This window comes from Paenibacillus sp. EKM10P, from assembly GCF_011800655.1.
GTDB classification, from domain to species: Bacteria; Bacillota; Bacilli; order Paenibacillales; family Paenibacillaceae; genus Paenibacillus; species Paenibacillus polymyxa.
Window position 1 is genome coordinate 20,549 of sequence record NZ_JAALET010000021.1, and the last position, 19,333, is coordinate 39,881.

A 19,333-nucleotide genomic window follows, 5' to 3' on the forward strand; every position below is an offset into this window, starting at 1 on the left:
TGTGGGAGGATCGATAGATCCGTCTACCACTATTGAGTCAAGGAGGTGTCATCCATGGCAAAAAAGGTAATTAAAATGGTAAAACTGCAGATCCCTGCAGGGAAAGCTAATCCAGCGCCTCCAGTAGGTCCAGCTTTGGGTCAAGCAGGTGTCAACATTATGGCATTCTGTAAAGAGTTCAATGCTCGTACTGCTGATCAAGCAGGCCTGATTATTCCGGTTGAAATTTCGGTATTTGAGGATCGTTCTTTTACGTTCATCACCAAAACTCCACCGGCTGCTGTTCTGTTGAAAGTTGCTGCTAAAATCGAAAAAGGTTCCGGTGAACCGAATAAAACGAAAGTTGCAACTGTAAATCGCGCTGCTGTTCGTCAAATTGCAGAGCAAAAAATGCCTGACCTTAACGCAGCTTCCGTAGAATCGGCAATGCGTATGGTTGAAGGTACTGCTCGTAGCATGGGTATCACCATCGTAGATTAATTTTATTAATCTACGTGTGCCGGCAGTTTGACTGTCCGGCAGTGTGGGAGGAATATCCGCTAATACCACATAAGGAGGAAAAATATTATGGCTAAACATGGTAAGAAGTACCTGGAAGCTGCTAAGCTGATTGATAGCGAAGCAACTTACGAGCCTTTGGAAGCCGTTGAATTGGTGAAAAAGGCTGCGACTGCTAAATTTGACGAAACCGTTGAAGCAGCAGTTCGTCTGGGCGTAGATTCCCGTAAACAAGACCAGGCTGTTCGTGGTGTTGTTGTCCTGCCACATGGTACGGGTAAAACACAACGCGTTCTGGTATTTGCAAAAGGTGACAAAGTGAAAGAAGCGGAAGCGGCTGGCGCTGATTTTGTTGGCGATCAAGATATGATCAACAAAATCCAACAAGGCTGGTTCGAATTCGATGTCTGCGTTGCGACACCTGATATGATGAGTGAGGTTGGTAAACTGGGTCGTTTGCTCGGTGGTAAAGGTTTGATGCCTAATCCTAAAGCAGGTACAGTTACTTTCGACGTTGCCAAGGCTGTTCAAGAAATTAAAGCCGGTAAAATCGAATACCGTCTCGACAGAACCGCTCAAATTCATGCGCCAATTGGCAAAGCTTCCTTCAGTGCTGAACAACTGAACGAGAACCTTAAAGCCTTGATTGAAGCCTTGAACCGTGCGAAGCCAGCGTCTGCTAAAGGTGTATACCTGAAAAACATCGCTATTTCTTCGACTATGGGACCAAGTGCACGTGTGAACACATCTGTTTACAGATAATATTTCGGTTGACACGTTCAATCAAATTTGTTATTCTGTAAAAGTTGTGAGTCCTTGTGACTGACCGTTAAAGTTGAATATGCTTACCGTAGACAGTAGGTGCTTTCGGGCTTAATTTCCTACCGAGGTGTTATGATAGAACGTTTCATGCGACGGGCTTGTCCCGTCCATGTGGATTTATCAAGCCTTCGTACTCTACGGAGGCTTTTTTCATGCTCATGAAAACGACTTTGGTAGAACGCCAGAATGGGTGTTTCGAACAAAGTAGATAAATTGATCAGGAGGTGTACAGTTTGGCAAATGCAAAGGTGATTCAAGCAAAACAAGAAGCTGTTGAAGTTGTAGCTGCAAAATTGCGCGAGAGCGTAACAACTGTAGTTGCAGACTATCGCGGTCTGAATGTTGCCCAAGTAACTGAGCTGCGTAAGCAGCTTCGCGAAGCCGGAATCGAATTTCAAGTGCTGAAAAACACACTGCTCCGCCGTGCAACTGCGGCAGCAGAATTGACTGAACTGGACGCAGTATTGACAGGTCCTACTGCAATCGCGTTCGGCAAAGATGATGCAGTGTCTGCAGCTAAAATCTTGAACGATTTCGCTAAGAAAAACAATGCATTGGAACTGAAAGGTGCAGTTGTAGAAGGTCGTGTGATCGGTGTTGAGGAAATCAAAGCGCTGGCAGAACTGCCATCCCGCGAAGGTCTCCTTTCCATGCTCCTCAGCGTGCTTCAAGCTCCTATGCGCAACTTCGCGCTTGCGGTTAAAGCTGTTGCAGATAAAGAAGAGCAAAGTGCATAAGTTGGGATTTAAACCTGCTGTATAGCAGTTAAGAACAAAAAAATACGAATTTAAATGGAGGTTCAACCATGAGTAAAGAGCAAATCTTGGAAGCGATTAAAGGTATGTCCGTATTGGAACTGAACGATCTCGTGAAAGCAATCGAAGAAGAATTCGGCGTAACTGCAGCAGCTCCAGTAGCTGTAGCAGGTGGCGCAGCAGGTGGCGCAGCAGAAGCTGAGCAATCCGAGTTCGACGTAATCTTGACAAGCGCTGGCGCTTCCAAAATCAACGTTATCAAAGCAGTTCGCGAAATTACAGGTCTTGGCCTGAAAGAAGCAAAAGAACTGGTTGACAACGCTCCAAAACCATTGAAAGAAAAAGTTGCAAAAGAAGAAGCTGAATCCGTTAAAGCAAAATTGGAAGAAGCAGGCGCTTCTGTAGAAGTAAAATAATTGACTGCTCTTTAGCAGACAATGAATTAAAACAAACCCCTTGAGGTGATCTTCAAGGGGTTTGTTGCTGTAAAGCGGTAGTACAAACAGGTCTGAAATATTATTCTAAAGGCTATGATGTTAGTATAACCGTACAACCGAAAGAGGTGGGCGTGAATGGCTGATCATTATTACTCCAGACGGCCAGAGACGGCACATGAACGGCGAAGTCTGGAGACGGTGCTGCGTGGACGTTCCTATCGATTTGCCAGCGATTCAGGCGTTTTCTCAAAGCAGGGGATTGATTATGGGAGTCGTGTGTTGATTGAAGCTATGCAACTTCCTGCAAATGCCTCGGTATTGGATGTAGGATGTGGTTACGGGCCGATTGGTTTGACGGCGGCTACGCTTGTCCCGGACGGACACGTTACAATGGTTGATATTAACGAGCGAGCCGTTCAACTAGCGATAGAGAATGCGGAGCGTAATGGAATTAAAAATGTCACCATTAAGCAAAGTGATTTGTTTGCAGAAGTGCAACACGAACGTTTTGACGTGATCTTGACGAATCCTCCTATACGTGCAGGGAAAGAAACGGTTCATACCATATTTGAGCTTGCGTATGAGCATTTAAATGAGGGTGGAGCTTTATGGGTCGTCATTCAGAAAAAGCAGGGTGCTCCTTCGGCGAGCGCTAAAATAGAGAGCCTTTTCGGTCATGTGGAAGAAGTTACGAAGGATAAAGGTTATCGGATTTTAAAGGCTGAAAAAAGTTTTAGAAAAATGCAATAGGACCATTGACTTGAATCCTGGTCTGTGATATCATTATAAAATGTCAGTATTAGGATGCCCTCCATGGCTTTAGTTTGTTGAAATGTCAATAGATTTATGCGTAACAGGGTATAGTATTTATATCTCTTACGTATAATATAACCATTTTGGGCAAATCTACAAGTGATGAAGATCTTCCGGTATGAGGATTCTGCAGATACGTCGCTCTTTTTTCGAATGCATTCGAGTAAGGGCTTTTCTGTATTTGTAAGATCGAATCATCTGTATGTGTCTTATTATAAGGTCACAAACAGAGGTTCGCAATGTATTTTTAAAGTGAGTAGACATGAGGGGTGAGTTTAAGTTGGCAGGACATCTTGTTCAATATGGTCGACGCACTCGGCGCAGTTATGCACGTATTAATGAGGTACTCGAGGTTCCCAACCTGATTGAGATCCAACAAAAATCCTATGATTGGTTTTTGGAGGAAGGATTACGGGAAATGTTTCGGGATATTTCTCCAATTCAAGATTTCACAGGAAATCTGATTCTGGAGTTTATCGATTACTCTCTCGGAGAACCCAAATATACCGTTGACGACGCAAAGGAACGCGACGTTACGTATGCAGCACCGCTTCGGGTAAAAGTCCGGCTTATTAATAAAGAAACCGGGGAAGTGAAAGAGCAGGAAGTATTCATGGGAGACTTCCCGCTGATGACTGAAACGGGTACGTTTATTATTAACGGTGCGGAACGGGTTATTGTCAGCCAGTTGGTTCGCTCTCCCAGCGTCTATTTCAGCACAAAAGTCGACAAGAATGCGAAAACAACATACACCGCAACGGTAATTCCTAACCGGGGGGCTTGGCTCGAACTGGAGATGGATGCGAAGGATATTATCTATGTCCGGATTGACCGTACCCGTAAAATTCCGGTTACGGTGTTGCTGCGTGCGCTTGGCTTTGGCACTGATGCTGAGATTCTGGATTTGCTCGGCAATGACGAATATATCCGCAACACACTTGATAAAGACAACACGGATTCCACGGAGAAAGCGCTGATTGAAATTTATGAGCGTCTTCGTCCGGGTGAGCCACCAACATTGGATAACGCAAAGAGCTTGCTTGTTGCACGCTTCTTTGATCCAAAACGGTATGACCTGGCCAACGTAGGCCGTTACAAAATCAATAAAAAGCTTCACATCAAAAACCGTCTGTTCAATCAACGTCTTGCTGAGACACTGATTGATACGACAACTGGTGAAATCATCGCTGAAGCAGGGCAAATGGTAGACCGCCGCCTGTTGGACGAGATTTTGGCACAACTAGAAGAGTCGGTTGGACATCGTACGTATCATGTTGCTAGTGGCGTATTGGAAAGCAACGATATTCCGCTTCAAACGATCGATGTATTCTCGCCAATTGAAGATGGTAAAGTAGTGAAGCTGATTGCCAATGGAAATATCGATAAATCGGTTAAGAACATTACGCCTGCCGATATTATTTCCTCCATCAGTTATTTTATTAACTTGCTTCACGGAATCGGAAGTACAGACGACATTGACCATTTGGGTAACCGTCGTTTGCGTTCTGTAGGTGAGTTGCTGCAAAATCAGTTCCGTATTGGTCTGTCCCGTATGGAACGCGTGGTACGCGAAAGAATGTCAATTCAGGATGCTAATGTAATTACGCCACAGGCGCTGATTAACATACGTCCGGTCATTGCGTCGATTAAAGAGTTCTTTGGTAGCTCCCAGCTGTCTCAGTTCATGGATCAGACAAACCCGCTTGCTGAATTAACGCACAAACGTCGTCTGTCTGCACTCGGACCCGGCGGTTTGACGCGCGAACGCGCGGGCATGGAAGTACGTGACGTCCATCCGAGTCACTACGGCCGTATGTGTCCTATCGAGACACCAGAGGGACCAAACATTGGTTTGATCAACTCTTTGTCCACTTTCGCACGTATCAACGAGTACGGATTTATCGAAGCTCCTTATCGCTGGGTAGATCCGAAAACCGGAAAAGTTACAGATCAGATTGATTACCTGACTGCTGATGAAGAAGATAACTACATCGTTGCTCAGGCAAATGCGGAATTGACGGAAGAAAACACCTTTAAGGATGAAATCGTTATTGTCCGTTATAACAAGCAGTCTGATAACATTATTCCGATGGCAAGTAGCCGTGTTGATTACATGGATGTATCGCCTAAACAGGTCGTATCGGTCGCTACTGCACTGATTCCGTTCCTGGAGAATGATGACTCGAACCGCGCATTGATGGGTTCCAACATGCAGCGGCAGGCTGTTCCACTACTGATTCCGAAAGCGCCTTTGGTAGGAACAGGGATGGAACATAAGTCTGCAAAAGATTCTGGTGTTTGCGTTGTGTCCAAGTACAACGGGGTAATTGAACGTTCTTCGGCTAACGAAATTTGGTTGCGTCGTATTGAAAATGTAGATGGTACTGAAGTAAAAGGCGATATTGTTAAGTATAAATTACACAAATTTATGCGTTCTAACCAAGGAACATGCATCAACCAGCGTCCAATCGTAAACAGAGGCGATATTGTCAAGGTTGGCGATATTCTAGCGGATGGTCCATCCACAGAAATGGGCGAGTTGGCATTGGGACGTAACGTTGTCGTAGCGTTCATGACTTGGGAAGGTTACAACTACGAGGATGCGATCTTGCTGAGCGAGAAGTTGGTTAAAGAGGATGTATACACCTCGATCCATATCGAGGAATACGAATCCGAGGCTCGTGATACGAAGCTTGGACCAGAAGAAATCACTCGTGATATTCCGAATGTTGGTGAAGAAGCGCTTCGTAATCTAGATGAGCGCGGCATCATTCGCATCGGTGCGGAAATTGCCGCAGGTGACATTCTTGTTGGTAAAGTAACACCTAAGGGTGTGACTGAGCTGACAGCTGAAGAACGTCTCTTGCATGCAATCTTCGGTGAGAAGGCGCGCGAGGTTCGCGATACTTCCTTGAGAGTTCCTCATGGAACTGACGGGATCGTTGTAGATGTTAAAGTATTTACACGTGAAAATGGCGATGAGCTGCCACCGGGTGTAAACCAGCTGGTACGCGTATACATTGCTCAAAAACGTAAAATTTCCGAAGGCGATAAAATGGCCGGACGTCACGGTAACAAGGGTGTCGTTGCCCGTATTCTGCCTGAAGAAGATATGCCATTCTTGCCAGATGGTACCCCAGTACAAGTCGTACTGAACCCACTGGGCGTACCTTCACGGATGAACATCGGACAGGTGCTCGAAGTGCATCTGGGTATGGCTGCAATGCGTCTTGGTATTCATGTGGCAACTCCAGTATTCGATGGTGCCAAGGAGTATGACGTATTTGATACGATGGAAGAAGCGGGTATGCAACGCAATGGTAAGACGGTGTTGTATGATGGACGTACAGGTGATCGTTTTGAACGTGAAGTTACTGTCGGTGTCATGCACATGATCAAACTGGCGCACATGGTCGACGATAAGATCCATGCCCGTTCTACAGGTCCTTACTCTCTCGTTACGCAACAGCCGTTGGGTGGTAAAGCCCAATTCGGTGGTCAGCGCTTCGGGGAGATGGAAGTATGGGCACTGGAAGCCTACGGTGCAGCATACACGCTTCAGGAAATTTTGACTGTGAAATCCGATGATGTGGTTGGACGTGTTAAAACTTACGAATCCATCGTCAAAGGTGAAAATGTCCCTGAACCGGGTGTTCCTGAATCATTCAAGGTCTTGATCAAAGAGCTGCAAAGCTTGGGTATGGACGTGAAGATTCTGTCTGAAGACGAACAAGAGATCGAAATGAGAGAGCTTGATGATGAAGATGACACAACTGGCGATAAGCTGAGTTTGAATCTGGAAGGCTCTGAGGTTGGCGTAGAGTAATTTGACTGCTGACTGACTCATATCAGCTTTGTTATATGCCTCGATCCATTTTTGGATGGATCAGGCTTCTTGATACCGCCCGGTGCTGCCGGGCGGTATCAAACCTAAAAACTCAGGATTTGGTTAAGGAGGGTTGCTCCTTGTTGGACGTTAACAATTTCGAATATATGAAAATCGGGCTTGCTTCCCCCGAAAAGATTCGTTCTTGGTCCCGCGGAGAAGTCAAAAAACCGGAGACGATTAACTATCGTACGCTTAAACCGGAAAAAGAAGGACTATTTTGCGAGAAAATTTTCGGACCTACGAAAGATTGGGAATGTCACTGTGGTAAGTACAAACGTGTACGCTATAAAGGTGTTGTCTGTGACCGTTGTGGAGTAGAAGTTACTCGCGCTAAGGTTCGCCGTGAGCGTATGGGCCACATTGAGTTGGCAGCTCCTGTATCGCACATTTGGTACTTCAAAGGCATTCCGAGTCGTATGGGTCTTGCTCTTGATATGTCTCCAAGATCTTTGGAAGAGATCATTTACTTCGCATCTTATGTTGTAACCGATCCAGGAGATACGCCTTTGGAGAAAAAGCAACTCCTGTCCGAGAAAGAATACCGCAGCTATCGTGAGAAATATGGCTACGGATTCCAGGCAGGAATGGGTGCTGAAGCGGTTAAAAAGCTTCTTCAAGATTTAGATATAGACAAAGAATTGGAATTTTTGAAAGAAGAGCTGCGTACAGCTCAAGGGCAACGTCGAAACCGTGCGATCAAGCGCCTTGAAGTTATTGAGGCATTCCGTAACTCTGGCAACCAACCGGATTGGATGATCATGGACGTACTGCCTGTTATTCCTCCTGAGCTTCGTCCAATGGTACAGTTGGATGGTGGACGTTTTGCTACTTCTGACCTTAATGATCTGTATCGTCGTGTTATTAACCGTAATAACCGTCTGAAACGCTTGTTAGATCTGGGTGCGCCAGATATTATCGTGCAAAATGAAAAACGGATGCTGCAGGAAGCTGTTGACGCTCTGATTGATAATGGTCGTCGTGGTCGTCCTGTTACAGGTCCGGGTAATCGTCCTTTGAAATCCCTCAGCCACATGCTGAAAGGTAAACAAGGACGTTTCCGTCAAAACTTGCTCGGTAAACGTGTTGACTACTCCGGTCGTTCCGTTATCGTAGTAGGTCCGTACTTGAAGATGTACCAATGCGGTCTGCCAAAAGAGATGGCGCTGGAGCTGTTTAAGCCTTTTGTTATGAAAGAACTTGTTAACAAAGGTTTGGCACACAACATTAAGAGTGCGAAGCGTAAAGTAGAGCGTGTGAGTGCTGAAGTATGGGATGTGCTCGAAGAAGTAATCAAAGAACATCCGGTTCTTCTAAACCGTGCCCCTACGCTGCATAGATTGGGTATTCAAGCGTTTGAACCGATCTTGGTTGAAGGTCGTGCAATTCGTTTGCATCCACTCGTATGTACGGCGTATAATGCCGACTTTGACGGTGACCAAATGGCGGTTCACGTTCCGTTGTCTGCAGAAGCTCAAGCGGAAGCTCGTTTGCTCATGCTGGCATCCGGCAACATTTTGAATCCAAAAGACGGCAAGCCTGTTGTTACCCCTTCCCAGGATATGGTCCTTGGTTCATTCTATTTGACTATGGACAACAAGGAAGAAGAGGGAAGCAACATGATCCTTCGCAACCCGAATGAGGCTATCTCGGCTTATCAACGTGGAACAGCGGGTCTTCATGCTCGTGTAGCTATTCCGGTTAAGGCTTTGAATAAAACTAGCTTTACAGAGAAGCAACAGGATGCAATGTTGATTACAACCGTGGGTAAAATTATCTTTAATGAGATTTTCCCGGCAAGCTTCCCGTACATCAATGACGCTACTCGTGCCAACCTGCTCTATGGTACTGCTGAAGAGTTCTTTGTTTACGATAAGGGTGTAAACCTCACTGAAGCCATCCAGAACGCTCCGCAAGCTAGTGGAGTGGGCAAGGATTACCTTGGTAATATCATCGCCCGTTGCTTTGAGATTTACCATACGACAGAAACTGCTGTGATTTTGGATAAAATCAAACAGCTTGGCTTTACGTATTCTACTCGTGCAGGTGTGACGGTTGCTGTGGCAGACGTAGTTGTACCTCAAGAGAAACAGGATATTCTTAAAGCGTCTGATGATAAAGCGCAAGTCGTGACCAATCAGTACCGTCGTGGTCTGATTACGAACGAGGAACGCTATGATCGGATTATTGATATTTGGTCCAAGGCCAAAGACGATATTACAGACATTTTGATGAAATCCATGGATCGCTACAACTCTATCATGATGATGGTTGACTCCAAAGCGCGTGGTAACAAATCTCAGATTACCCAGCTTGGCGGTATGCGTGGACTGATGGCGAATCCATCGGGTCGTATTATCGAGCTCCCAATTAAATCGAATTTCCGTGAAGGTCTGACAGTACTCGAGTACTTCATCTCCACTCACGGAGCGCGTAAAGGTTTGGCGGATACAGCGTTACGTACGGCTGACTCCGGTTACCTGACTCGTCGTCTCGTTGATGTGGCACAAGATGTTATCGTGCGCGAAGATGACTGCGGAACGGATAAAGGCTTTACAGTAAGCCGCATCCAAGACGGTAAAGAAGTCATTGAGGACCTGTACGATCGTCTGGAAGGTCGTTATTGTTTCGAAACCGTACGTCATCCTGAGACGGGTGAGATCTTGGCTAGACGCAACGAATTGATTGACTCCAACAAAGCTGAGGCGATCGTCAAAGCTGGTGTGGATAAAGTTCAAATTCGTTCCGTGCTAAGCTGCCGTGCCAAACATGGCGTCTGCAAAAAATGTTACGGCCGTAATCTGGCTACTGGCAAACACGTTGAGATTGGTGAAGCGGTTGGTATTATCGCGGCTCAATCCATCGGTGAACCAGGGACACAGCTCACCATGCGTACGTTCCACACAGGTGGTGTAGCGGGCGACGATATCACACAAGGTTTGCCTCGTATCCAGGAGCTTTTTGAAGCACGTAATCCTAAAGGTCAGGCAACCATCAGTGAAATTGACGGTGTAGTTAAAGAAGTTCGTGAAGGGAAAGACCGTCGCGAAATCGACATTCAGGGTGAAGCTGAAACAAAAACCTATTCGGTCACTTATGGTTCACGTTTGCGCGTAAGCGAAGGCATGACTGTTGAAGCCGGGGACGAACTGACGGATGGTTCGATTGACCCTAAAGAAATGCTGCGTATTAAAGGTATTCGCGGGGTGCAGAACTATATCCTTCAGGAAGTTCAACGTGTATACCGGAACCAAGGTGTTGAAATCAACGACAAGCACGTAGAAGTTATGATTCGTCAAATGTTGCGTAAAATTCGTATCATTGATGCGGGTGACACAACACTACTTCCAGGTTCATTTGTGGATGTACATGAGTATGAAAATGCAAACAAGATAGCGATTCTCAGCGGCCAAGAACCAGCGGTAGCCAAACCGGTTCTCCTTGGTATTACCAAGGCCTCTCTGGAAACGGACTCCTTCTTGTCAGCAGCTTCCTTCCAAGAAACTACTCGTGTCCTGACAGATGCAGCTATCAAAGGAAAAGTCGATCAGTTGCTTGGATTGAAAGAGAATGTAATTATCGGTAAATTGATCCCTGCGGGAACAGGTATGAATCGTTACCGTAGCGTGAAATTTGCCCAGCCTGAAGAGGGGCAATCCTCATCTGAGGAACTCGAACCCATTTCAGCTGAGTAGTAATATAAAAATAATATGATAAGCCCGGAACACCGTAGATATAAGCTTTGGTAAAGGCTGTAGCAACGGTGCTCCGGTACTTCTTATAAAAATGTAACGTATTACTGTGTTTAAATAGATTATAGTTGATAATTGTCTTGACATTGTTCATAGTCAATGCTAATATAGCAAAGGTGCGTGAGCAGCCTATATGCTATTGGGTCTTTTCGGAGGAATGAGATATGTCTAAAGAACAGGGACTGCAAGATGCTCATGTCAAAATCGGTACCAAACAAACCATTCGTATGGTAGAAATGGGCTTCGCCTCGGAAGTATATGTGGCAGAAGATGCAGATCAGCGTTTCACTTCCAACATCATTGATTTGTGCAACAAGCACGGGGTCAAAGTGACTCTCGTAGATACAATGAAAAATCTCGGAGCTGCATGCGGGATTGAAGTGGGAGCCGCGATGGCTGCTATCGTAAAACAATAGGGTAAGGAACGTTTTTGTCTAGGGAATCGTTATTCTTGGCGGCAAAGACTTTTCATTTGTTCTTTTATGAACCGCCTGGGTCTGTGGGCTTAGATAAGGTTTGTAAAGTAACAGCAAAAATTGAGGAAGGGGGTGGCAACCAACATGCCAACTATTAATCAACTGGTTCGTAAAGGACGTCAAGCCAAAATCGAGAAATCGAAATCACCGGCTTTGCAAAAAGGTTTTAATGCCTTGAAACGTGAAGCTACCGACATCAGTGCCCCGCAAAAACGCGGAGTTTGCACTCGTGTAGGTACTATGACTCCGAAAAAACCAAACTCCGCACTTCGTAAATATGCTCGTGTTCGCTTGACGAACCGTGTAGAGGTGACTGCTTACATTCCAGGTATTGGACATAACCTTCAAGAACACAGCGTAGTGCTGATTCGTGGCGGTCGTGTAAAAGACCTTCCGGGTGTGCGTTACCACATCGTTCGCGGTGCTTTGGATACTGCAGGCGTAAACAACCGCATGCAAGCTCGTTCCAAATACGGCGCAAAACGCCCTAAAGCTAAAAAATCCTAATGAATATAAACCGCGTATGCAGGTTTAACATGTAAGAAAGGGGGATATCCATGCCACGCAAAGGTCCAGTTACCAAAAGAGACGTGTTGCCAGATCCGGTATACAACAGCAAGTTGGTTACTCGCTTGATCAACCGCATCATGCTCGACGGAAAACGAGGCGTTGCTCAAAGCATTCTGTATAATGCGTTCAAGCTTATCCAAGAACGTACGGGTAATGACCCGATGGAAGTATTTGAAGCAGCTATCAAGAATATCATGCCAGTCCTGGAAGTTAAAGCACGCCGTGTCGGCGGTGCCAACTACCAAGTACCAATCGAGGTAAAACCAGAAAGACGTACGTCCCTGGGATTACGTTGGCTCGTAAACTACTCCCGCAACCGCGGCGAGAAAACTATGGAAGAGCGTTTGGCGGCTGAGATTATCGATGCTTCCAACAACACAGGCGCTTCCGTGAAGAAACGTGAAGACACGCACAAAATGGCTGAAGCGAACAAAGCGTTTGCTCACTATCGTTGGTAGGATTCAGCTAAAAAAAATAACTTCAATTTTGAAGGGAGACCCATTTCATGGCAAGAGAGTTCTCCTTGAAAAATACACGTAATATCGGGATCATGGCTCATATTGACGCGGGTAAAACCACAACAACAGAGCGGATCTTGTTCTACACAGGCCGTACGCACAAAATCGGTGAAGTTCACGAAGGTGCTGCGACAATGGACTGGATGGAACAAGAACAAGAGCGCGGAATCACGATTACTTCCGCTGCGACGACCGCTGCCTGGAAAGGTCACCGCGTCAATATCATCGACACCCCGGGGCACGTTGACTTCACTGTTGAAGTTGAACGTTCCCTTCGTGTATTGGACGGAGCAGTTGGTGTTTTCAGTGCGAAAGAAGGCGTTGAGCCTCAGTCTGAAACCGTATGGAGACAGGCTGATCGCTATGGCGTTCCACGGATCGCATATGTAAACAAAATGGATATTATCGGTGCCGACTTCTTGAACGTTGTAGCTGATATGCGTGATCGCCTTCAAGCGAACGCAGTTGCTATTCAACTTCCAATCGGTGCAGAAAATGACTTTTTAGGTATCATCGATATTGTTGAACAAAAGGCTCATATGTACAAAGATGACCTTGGTCAAAATATCGAAGAAGCCGAAATTCCTGCGGACTACAAAGACAAAGTTGAGGAACTCCGCAACGAATTGATCGAGAAGGTTGCTGAACTGGATGAAGATTTGACTATGAAATACCTTGAAGGCGAAGAGATCACGGTTGAAGAAATTAAAGCCGCTCTCCGTAAAGGTGTTGTAGAAGTTAAGATCTTCCCAGTTATCTGTGGATCTTCTTACCGTAACAAAGGTGTTCAGCTGATGCTGGATGCAGTTGTTGATTACCTGCCAGCTCCTATTGATGTACCAAGTATTCAAGGTCATCTGGAAGATGGAACGGAAGTTGAACGTCATTCTTCTGATGAAGAGCCTTTCTCCGCATTGGCCTTCAAAATCATGACGGACCCTTACGTTGGTAAATTGACATTCTTCCGCGTATATTCCGGTGTTCTTCAATCCGGTTCTTACGTATTGAATGCAACAAAAGGCAAACGCGAACGTATCGGACGTATCCTTCAAATGCATGCGAACAGCCGTCAAGAAATCACTGAAGTATACTCCGGTGACATTGCGGCAGCCGTAGGTTTGAAAGATACAGGTACAGGTGATACACTGTGTGATGAGAAGAATCCTGTTATTCTCGAATCCATGAACTTCCCTGATCCGGTTATCGAAATCGCGGTTGAGCCTAAAACCAAAGCTGACCAAGACAAAATGGCAGTTGCACTCGGTAAGTTGACCGAAGAGGATCCAACTCTTCGCGCTTCGACTAACGAAGAAACTGGTCAAACTATCTTGGCAGGTATGGGTGAGCTTCACTTGGACATTATCATTGACCGTATGCGTCGTGAGTTCAAAGTGGAAACCAATGTTGGTAAACCACAGGTAGCATACCGTGAAACATTCCGTGCTCCAGCACGTGTTGAAGGTAAGTTTGTTCGTCAATCCGGTGGTCGTGGTCAATATGGTCACGTATGGGTTGAGTTCGAACCACTTGAGGCAGGTACTGGTAGCCAGTTTGAAAGCAAGGTTGTCGGTGGCTCTGTTCCAAGAGAATACATCGGACCTGCACTTGCTGGTATTGAAGAGCAAATGAAGAACGGTGTCCTTGCAGGCTTCCCGCTTGTGGACGTTAAAGCTACAATTGTGGATGGATCATACCATGATGTCGATTCCAATGAGATGGCATTTAAAATTGCCGGTTCAATGGCGCTGAAAGCAGCGAAAGACAAATGTAAACCTGTATTGCTTGAGCCGATTATGAAAGTTGAAGTAACGGTTCCAGAGGAATACATGGGAGACGTAATGGGTATGTTGAACTCCCGTCGTGGTCGGATTGAAGGTATGGATTCCCGTGGCGGTGCCCAAATTATTCGTGCAATGGTTCCATTGTCCGAAATGTTTGGATATTCCACTACACTTCGTTCCGGTACACAAGGACGCGGTGTGTTCTCCATGGAGCTTCATCACTATGAAGAAGTTCCGAAGAGCATTGCTGAAGAGATCGTTGCCAAAACCAAAGGCGGCGAGTAATACAGTGTATTAGCTGATCGGATACTCTAGGTTTTCCAAGAGGTTTCCGACAGCCTAAAAATAAAACATGTTATTGAGGAGGAATTGTTCAAATGGCAAAGGCTAAGTTTGAACGTAACAAACCGCACGTTAATATCGGTACAATTGGTCACGTCGATCATGGTAAAACAACTTTGACTGCTGCAATCACAACTGTACTTTCCAAAACTTACGGTGGTGCTGCTGTAGCATTCGATCAAATCGATAAAGCTCCAGAAGAGCGCGAACGCGGTATCACAATCTCCACTGCACACGTGGAATATGAAACACCTAACCGTCACTATGCACACGTTGACTGCCCAGGTCACGCCGACTATGTTAAAAACATGATCACTGGCGCTGCACAAATGGACGGAGCTATTCTGGTTGTATCCGCAGCTGACGGTCCTATGCCACAAACTCGCGAACACATCCTCTTGTCCCGTCAAGTAGGTGTTCCATACATCGTTGTATTCCTGAACAAATGCGACATGGTTGAAGACGAAGAGTTGCTGGAATTGGTTGAAATGGAAGTTCGCGACTTGCTGAGCGAGTATGACTTCCCAGGCGACGACACTCCAATCACTCGTGGATCCGCTCGTGAAGCACTGCAAAACCCAGATGGCGACTGGGCTAAGAAAATCGTTGAAATGTTCGAAACAATCGACACTTACATCCCAACTCCAGAACGCGACACTGACAAGCCTTTCCTTATGCCTGTCGAGGACGTATTCTCCATCACTGGTCGTGGTACAGTTGCTACAGGCCGTGTAGAGCGTGGTACAGTTAAAGTGGGCGACGAAATCGAAATCATCGGTATTCAAGAAGAATCCCGTAAATCCGTAGTAACAGGCGTAGAAATGTTCCGCAAATTGCTTGACTCCGCTCAAGCTGGTGACAACATCGGCGCACTGCTTCGCGGTGTAGATCGTGCACAAATCGAGCGTGGCCAAGTATTGGCTAAGCCAGGTTCTGTTAACCCACATACAGAATTCTCTGCTCAAATTTACGTTTTGACTAAAGAAGAAGGCGGACGTCACAAACCTTTCTTCACTGGTTACCGTCCACAGTTCTACTTCCGTACAACTGACGTAACTGGTATCATTACTTTGCCAGAAGGTTCCGAAATGGTAATGCCTGGTGATAACATTACGGTTACTGTTCAACTGATCAGCCCAATCGCGATTGAAGAAGGAACTAAGTTCTCCATTCGTGAAGGCGGACGTACAGTTGGTGCAGGCGCTGTAGCAACAATCTCTAAATAATAAGGCTTCGAGCCTTGAATATAGCAACATTGTACTGGAACGAGTAACATTGTATTGGAACGAAGCAAAACGAGCCCCTGCCATGGTGCGGGGGCTTTTCTCTTGAGGAAAATCGCGAGCTGCGAGCACAATTGTTATCTTTGAAAATAAGATACATTGTTTTTTTCGTTTTTGCTTGCAATAGGCAGAAGTATTCGATATAATAACTAATGTTGTTTGTGACTGTGCGATGATGTGAGAGGTTACTGACACACCCGGCCCCTTTGCCATGGGAGGGCTGTCGGAAAATTTTCACGGAGTATGTCCGATACCAAATTGGGCGATAGAAGGAGGGACTAAAATGGCAAAGCAAAAAATTCGTATTCGTTTGAAAGCTTACGATCACAGAATTCTTGATCAATCCGCTGAGAAAATTGTTGAAACAGCTAAACGTTCGGGTGCAGGTGTTTCCGGACCAATTCCGCTGCCAACTGAAAAACAAATCATTACTATTCTCCGTGCGGTACACAAGTACAAGGATTCTCGGGAACAATTCGAAATGCGCACACACAAGCGTTTGATCGACATTGTTAATCCGACTCCACAAACTGTGGATGCCTTGATGCGCTTGGACCTGCCGTCCGGTGTAGATATCGAAATTAAATTGTAATATGTAATCAGGAAAAGAAAAGAGGTGTCAACATGAAAGGTATCTTAGGAAAAAAACTCGGAATGACTCAAGTGTTTACCCCTGAAGGTAACGTACTTGCTGTTACGGTTATCGAAGCTGGTCCTTGTGTTGTTCTGCAAAAGAAAGATCTGGAAAACGATGGATACGAAGCTATCCAACTCGGGTTCTCTGATAAAAAAGAAAAAAGATCCAATAAACCTGAAGCAGGGCATGCTAAAAAAGCAAATACTGCACCTAAGCGCTACGTTCGTGAACTTCGTGGCATCGACCTTGCTGCGTACGAGGTTGGCCAAGAACTGAAGGCTGATGTCTTCACAGAAGGCGAATTCGTTGACGTAACAGGTATTTCTAAAGGTAAAGGTTTTGCCGGCGTTATCAAACGTTGGGGACAAAGCCGCGGACCAATGGCACACGGCTCGCGCTACCACAGAGGTCCAGGTTCTATGGGTTCCATTCAAGCTAACCGCGTTCCTAAAGGTAAACACCTGCCAGGACACATGGGGCATGAAACGGTAACAATCCAACGCCTTGAAGTTGTTAAGATTGATACAGAACGTAATGTATTGCTCGTGAAAGGTTCCATTCCAGGACCTAAAAACAGCTTCGTTAAAGTATTAGAAACGGTGAAAAAATAATTAACTGAAGAAAGGAGGAACACGAAATGCCAAAAGTAGCACTATTTAATATTAGCGGCAGCCAAGTTGGCGAAATTGAATTGAATGATGCAGTGTTCGGTATCGAGCCGAATAAACACGTTCTTCATGACGCTGTTGTTATGCAATTGGCTTCCCTGCGTCAAGGTACTCACAAAGTAAAAGGACGTTCTGAAGTACGTGGCGGCGGACGTAAACCTTGGAAACAAAAAGGTACTGGTCGCGCTCGTCAAGGTTCGATTCGTGCACCACAATGGGTTGGCGGCGGTACTGTATTCGGTCCGACTCCACGCAGCTATGCTTACAAATTGCCTAAAAAAGTTCGTCGTCTGGCGATCAAATCGGCACTGTCATCCAAAGTGATTGAGAATGAAATCATCGTATTGGACGCTCTTACGCTGAACGGACCTAAAACGAAAGAATTCGCAGCCATTTTGAATAACCTTAAAGCAGATCGTAAAGCATTGATTGTAGCTCCTAGCTATGATGATAATGTAGCACTGTCCGCACGTAATATTCCTGGTGTGAAGTTTGTAGCCGCAGACGGCATTAATGTTCTTGATGTGCTCGGACACGACAAACTGATCATTACGAAGGAAGCAGTTCAGAAGGTAGAGGAGGTGCTCGCGTAATGAAGGATCCTCGTGATATTATCAAGCGTCCGATTATCACCGAACGTACGGCTGGTATGATGAATGACTTGAAATATGTTTTCGAAGTTGACATTCGTTCCAATAAAGTCGAAGTCAAGAAAGCAATCGAAGCGATTTTTAACGTGAAAGTAAGTAACGTTAACACACTTCGTGTTCCTGCAAAACCAAAACGCTACGGACGTCATTCCGGCTATACGAGCGAGTGGAAAAAAGCGTTCGTAACGCTGAGCAAAGACAGTAAGCCGCTTGAGTTTTTTGAAACAGTATAATTGAATCTGTAAAGTAAGGAGGGAAACTCAGTGCCAATTAAAAAGTATAAACCGACGTCCCCGGCCAGACGTGCAATGTCTGTATCTACTTTCGAGGAGATCACAACAAATCAGCCCGAGAAATCGTTGCTGGCACCTCTGAGCAAGCAAGCTGGACGTAATAACCAAGGTAAAATTACAGTTCGTCATCATGGCGGCGGACATAAACGTAAATACCGTATTATTGACTTCAAACGTAACAAAGATGGAATACCGGGCCGCGTTGCTACGATCGAATATGATCCAAACCGTACGTCCAACATCGCACTTATCCACTATGTGGATGGTGAAAAACGTTACATCATCGCTCCTAAAGGTCTGAAAGTAGGAGATGTAGTGGTATCCGGTCCGGACTCCGATATTAAAATCGGTAACTCCTTGCCATTGGAAAACATTCCAGTAGGTACGGTTATCCACAATATCGAATTGAAACCGGGTAAAGGTGGCCAACTTGTTCGTGCTGCTGGTACGGAAGCCCAACTTCTTGGTAAAGAAGAGAAGTATGTTACAATTCGTTTGACTTCTGGTGAAGTGCGTCGCATTCTGAAAGTTTGCCGTGCTACAATCGGATCTGTAGGTAACGAAGACCACGAGCTTGTTAAGATCGGTAAAGCTGGTCGTAGTCGTTGGTTGGGACAACGTCCTGAAGTTCGCGGTGTTGTTATGAACCCTAACGATCACCCACACGGTGGTGGTGAAGGTCGCGCTCCAATCGGACGTAAATCTCCAATGTCTCCATGGGGTAAACCAACCCTTGGTTACAAGACACGTAAAAAAGGCAAAGCATCTGATAAGTACATCGTTCGTCGTCGTACTAAGTAATAAAACGTGCGCTTAAGTCGCACGTTAACATATTAAAGAACGACTACGTTTTAACGAAGGGAGGATTCACAAATGGGTCGCAGTCTCAAAAAAGGACCATTTATTGATGGTTACCTGTTGAAAAAAGTAGAGGTTTTGAACGAGTCTGACAAAAAAGTCGTGATCAAAACTTGGTCCCGTCGCTCTACAATTTTCCCGCAATTTATCGGACACACGTTTGGTGTATATGATGGTCGTAAACACGTGCCTGTATACGTAACGGAAGATATGGTTGGACACAAATTGGGCGAATTCGCTCCAACGCGTACGTACAAAGGCCATACGGATGACGATAAGAAAACAAGAAGATAA

The 19,333-nt window shown here is 45.6% G+C and carries 18 protein-coding genes and 1 other annotated feature; all 18 genes read left to right on the top strand.

Annotation, left to right across the window (positions count from 1 at the left end):
* Positions 1-54 precede the first annotated feature (54 nt).
* The 18 genes from rplK (at position 55) to rpsS (ending at position 19,333) form a co-directional block, all read left to right on the top strand.
* On the top strand, positions 55-480 hold the full coding sequence (gene rplK / locus HFE01_RS25155; RefSeq protein WP_007432595.1) for a 50S ribosomal protein L11: 426 nt from the start codon (positions 55-57) through the stop codon (positions 478-480).
* An 87-nt stretch (positions 481-567) separates the two neighbouring features.
* Entirely contained in the window at positions 568-1,260 is a 693-nt protein-coding gene (rplA, locus tag HFE01_RS25160; protein ID WP_107735227.1) for a 50S ribosomal protein L1, read from the top strand.
* 68 nt (positions 1,261-1,328) lie between these two features.
* Positions 1,329-1,480, top strand: a sequence feature (ribosomal protein L10 leader region).
* 73 nt (positions 1,481-1,553) lie between these two features.
* Entirely contained in the window at positions 1,554-2,057 is a 504-nt protein-coding gene (rplJ, locus tag HFE01_RS25165) for a 50S ribosomal protein L10 (protein ID WP_016818645.1), read from the top strand.
* Positions 2,058-2,125: 68 nt separating this feature from the next.
* A complete protein-coding gene (gene rplL, locus HFE01_RS25170) occupies positions 2,126-2,491 on the top strand; it encodes a 50S ribosomal protein L7/L12 (RefSeq protein ID WP_013373275.1) in 366 nt (121 codons plus the stop codon).
* Positions 2,492-2,647: 156 nt separating this feature from the next.
* Positions 2,648-3,262, top strand: a complete 615-nt coding sequence (locus HFE01_RS25175; RefSeq protein WP_016818646.1) for a class I SAM-dependent methyltransferase — start codon at positions 2,648-2,650, stop codon at positions 3,260-3,262.
* Positions 3,263-3,605: 343 nt separating this feature from the next.
* Positions 3,606-7,151: a DNA-directed RNA polymerase subunit beta gene (gene rpoB, locus HFE01_RS25180; RefSeq protein ID WP_016818647.1), complete on the top strand. Its 3,546-nt coding sequence runs from the start codon at positions 3,606-3,608 to the stop codon at positions 7,149-7,151.
* A 140-nt stretch (positions 7,152-7,291) separates the two neighbouring features.
* A complete protein-coding gene (gene rpoC, locus HFE01_RS25185; protein ID WP_016818648.1) occupies positions 7,292-10,906 on the top strand; it encodes a DNA-directed RNA polymerase subunit beta' in 3,615 nt (1,204 codons plus the stop codon).
* 221 nt (positions 10,907-11,127) lie between these two features.
* Positions 11,128-11,379, top strand: a complete 252-nt coding sequence (locus HFE01_RS25190; RefSeq protein ID WP_016818649.1) for a ribosomal L7Ae/L30e/S12e/Gadd45 family protein — start codon at positions 11,128-11,130, stop codon at positions 11,377-11,379.
* 144 nt (positions 11,380-11,523) lie between these two features.
* Positions 11,524-11,946 carry a 30S ribosomal protein S12 gene (gene rpsL, locus HFE01_RS25195; protein ID WP_007432587.1) on the top strand — a complete coding sequence of 141 codons (423 nt, stop codon included), beginning with the start codon at positions 11,524-11,526 and terminating at the stop codon, positions 11,944-11,946.
* 50 nt (positions 11,947-11,996) lie between these two features.
* Complete coding sequence (gene rpsG / locus HFE01_RS25200) at positions 11,997-12,467, top strand: 30S ribosomal protein S7 (RefSeq protein WP_007432586.1); 471 nt, start codon at positions 11,997-11,999, stop codon at positions 12,465-12,467.
* A gap of 47 nt (positions 12,468-12,514) precedes the next feature.
* A complete protein-coding gene (gene fusA / locus HFE01_RS25205) occupies positions 12,515-14,593 on the top strand; it encodes an elongation factor G (protein ID WP_016818650.1) in 2,079 nt (692 codons plus the stop codon).
* Positions 14,594-14,685: 92 nt separating this feature from the next.
* Entirely contained in the window at positions 14,686-15,876 is a 1,191-nt protein-coding gene (gene tuf, locus HFE01_RS25210) for an elongation factor Tu (protein WP_013373267.1), read from the top strand.
* Between the two features lie 340 nt (positions 15,877-16,216).
* Positions 16,217-16,525 (top strand): 30S ribosomal protein S10, encoded by a 309-nt coding sequence (gene rpsJ / locus HFE01_RS25215; protein ID WP_005544556.1) that lies wholly within the window; start codon positions 16,217-16,219, stop codon positions 16,523-16,525.
* A gap of 32 nt (positions 16,526-16,557) precedes the next feature.
* Complete coding sequence (gene rplC, locus HFE01_RS25220; protein ID WP_013312161.1) at positions 16,558-17,181, top strand: 50S ribosomal protein L3; 624 nt, start codon at positions 16,558-16,560, stop codon at positions 17,179-17,181.
* A gap of 26 nt (positions 17,182-17,207) precedes the next feature.
* Positions 17,208-17,831, top strand: a complete 624-nt coding sequence (gene rplD / locus HFE01_RS25225; protein WP_013312160.1) for a 50S ribosomal protein L4 — start codon at positions 17,208-17,210, stop codon at positions 17,829-17,831.
* Positions 17,831-18,121: a 50S ribosomal protein L23 gene (rplW, locus tag HFE01_RS25230; RefSeq protein ID WP_013373266.1), complete on the top strand. Its 291-nt coding sequence runs from the start codon at positions 17,831-17,833 to the stop codon at positions 18,119-18,121. Before rplD ends, rplW begins: the two co-directional genes overlap by 1 nt.
* 30 nt (positions 18,122-18,151) lie before the next feature.
* On the top strand, positions 18,152-18,982 hold the full coding sequence (rplB, locus tag HFE01_RS25235; protein ID WP_016818651.1) for a 50S ribosomal protein L2: 831 nt from the start codon (positions 18,152-18,154) through the stop codon (positions 18,980-18,982).
* Positions 18,983-19,054: 72 nt separating this feature from the next.
* Complete coding sequence (gene rpsS / locus HFE01_RS25240; RefSeq protein ID WP_007432579.1) at positions 19,055-19,333, top strand: 30S ribosomal protein S19; 279 nt, start codon at positions 19,055-19,057, stop codon at positions 19,331-19,333.

Coding starts and splice junctions, on each gene's coding strand:
- rplK (WP_007432595.1), top strand. CDS start 55: ATGGCAAAAAAGGTAATTAAAATGGTAAAACTGCAGATCCCTGCAGGG.
- rplA (WP_107735227.1), top strand. CDS start 568: ATGGCTAAACATGGTAAGAAGTACCTGGAAGCTGCTAAGCTGATTGAT.
- rplL (WP_013373275.1), top strand. CDS start 2,126: ATGAGTAAAGAGCAAATCTTGGAAGCGATTAAAGGTATGTCCGTATTG.
- HFE01_RS25175 (WP_016818646.1), top strand. CDS start 2,648: ATGGCTGATCATTATTACTCCAGACGGCCAGAGACGGCACATGAACGG.
- HFE01_RS25190 (WP_016818649.1), top strand. CDS start 11,128: ATGTCTAAAGAACAGGGACTGCAAGATGCTCATGTCAAAATCGGTACC.
- rpsL (WP_007432587.1), top strand. CDS start 11,524: ATGCCAACTATTAATCAACTGGTTCGTAAAGGACGTCAAGCCAAAATC.
- rpsG (WP_007432586.1), top strand. CDS start 11,997: ATGCCACGCAAAGGTCCAGTTACCAAAAGAGACGTGTTGCCAGATCCG.
- fusA (WP_016818650.1), top strand. CDS start 12,515: ATGGCAAGAGAGTTCTCCTTGAAAAATACACGTAATATCGGGATCATG.
- tuf (WP_013373267.1), top strand. CDS start 14,686: ATGGCAAAGGCTAAGTTTGAACGTAACAAACCGCACGTTAATATCGGT.
- rpsJ (WP_005544556.1), top strand. CDS start 16,217: ATGGCAAAGCAAAAAATTCGTATTCGTTTGAAAGCTTACGATCACAGA.
- rplC (WP_013312161.1), top strand. CDS start 16,558: ATGAAAGGTATCTTAGGAAAAAAACTCGGAATGACTCAAGTGTTTACC.
- rplD (WP_013312160.1), top strand. CDS start 17,208: ATGCCAAAAGTAGCACTATTTAATATTAGCGGCAGCCAAGTTGGCGAA.
- rplW (WP_013373266.1), top strand. CDS start 17,831: ATGAAGGATCCTCGTGATATTATCAAGCGTCCGATTATCACCGAACGT.
- rpsS (WP_007432579.1), top strand. CDS start 19,055: ATGGGTCGCAGTCTCAAAAAAGGACCATTTATTGATGGTTACCTGTTG.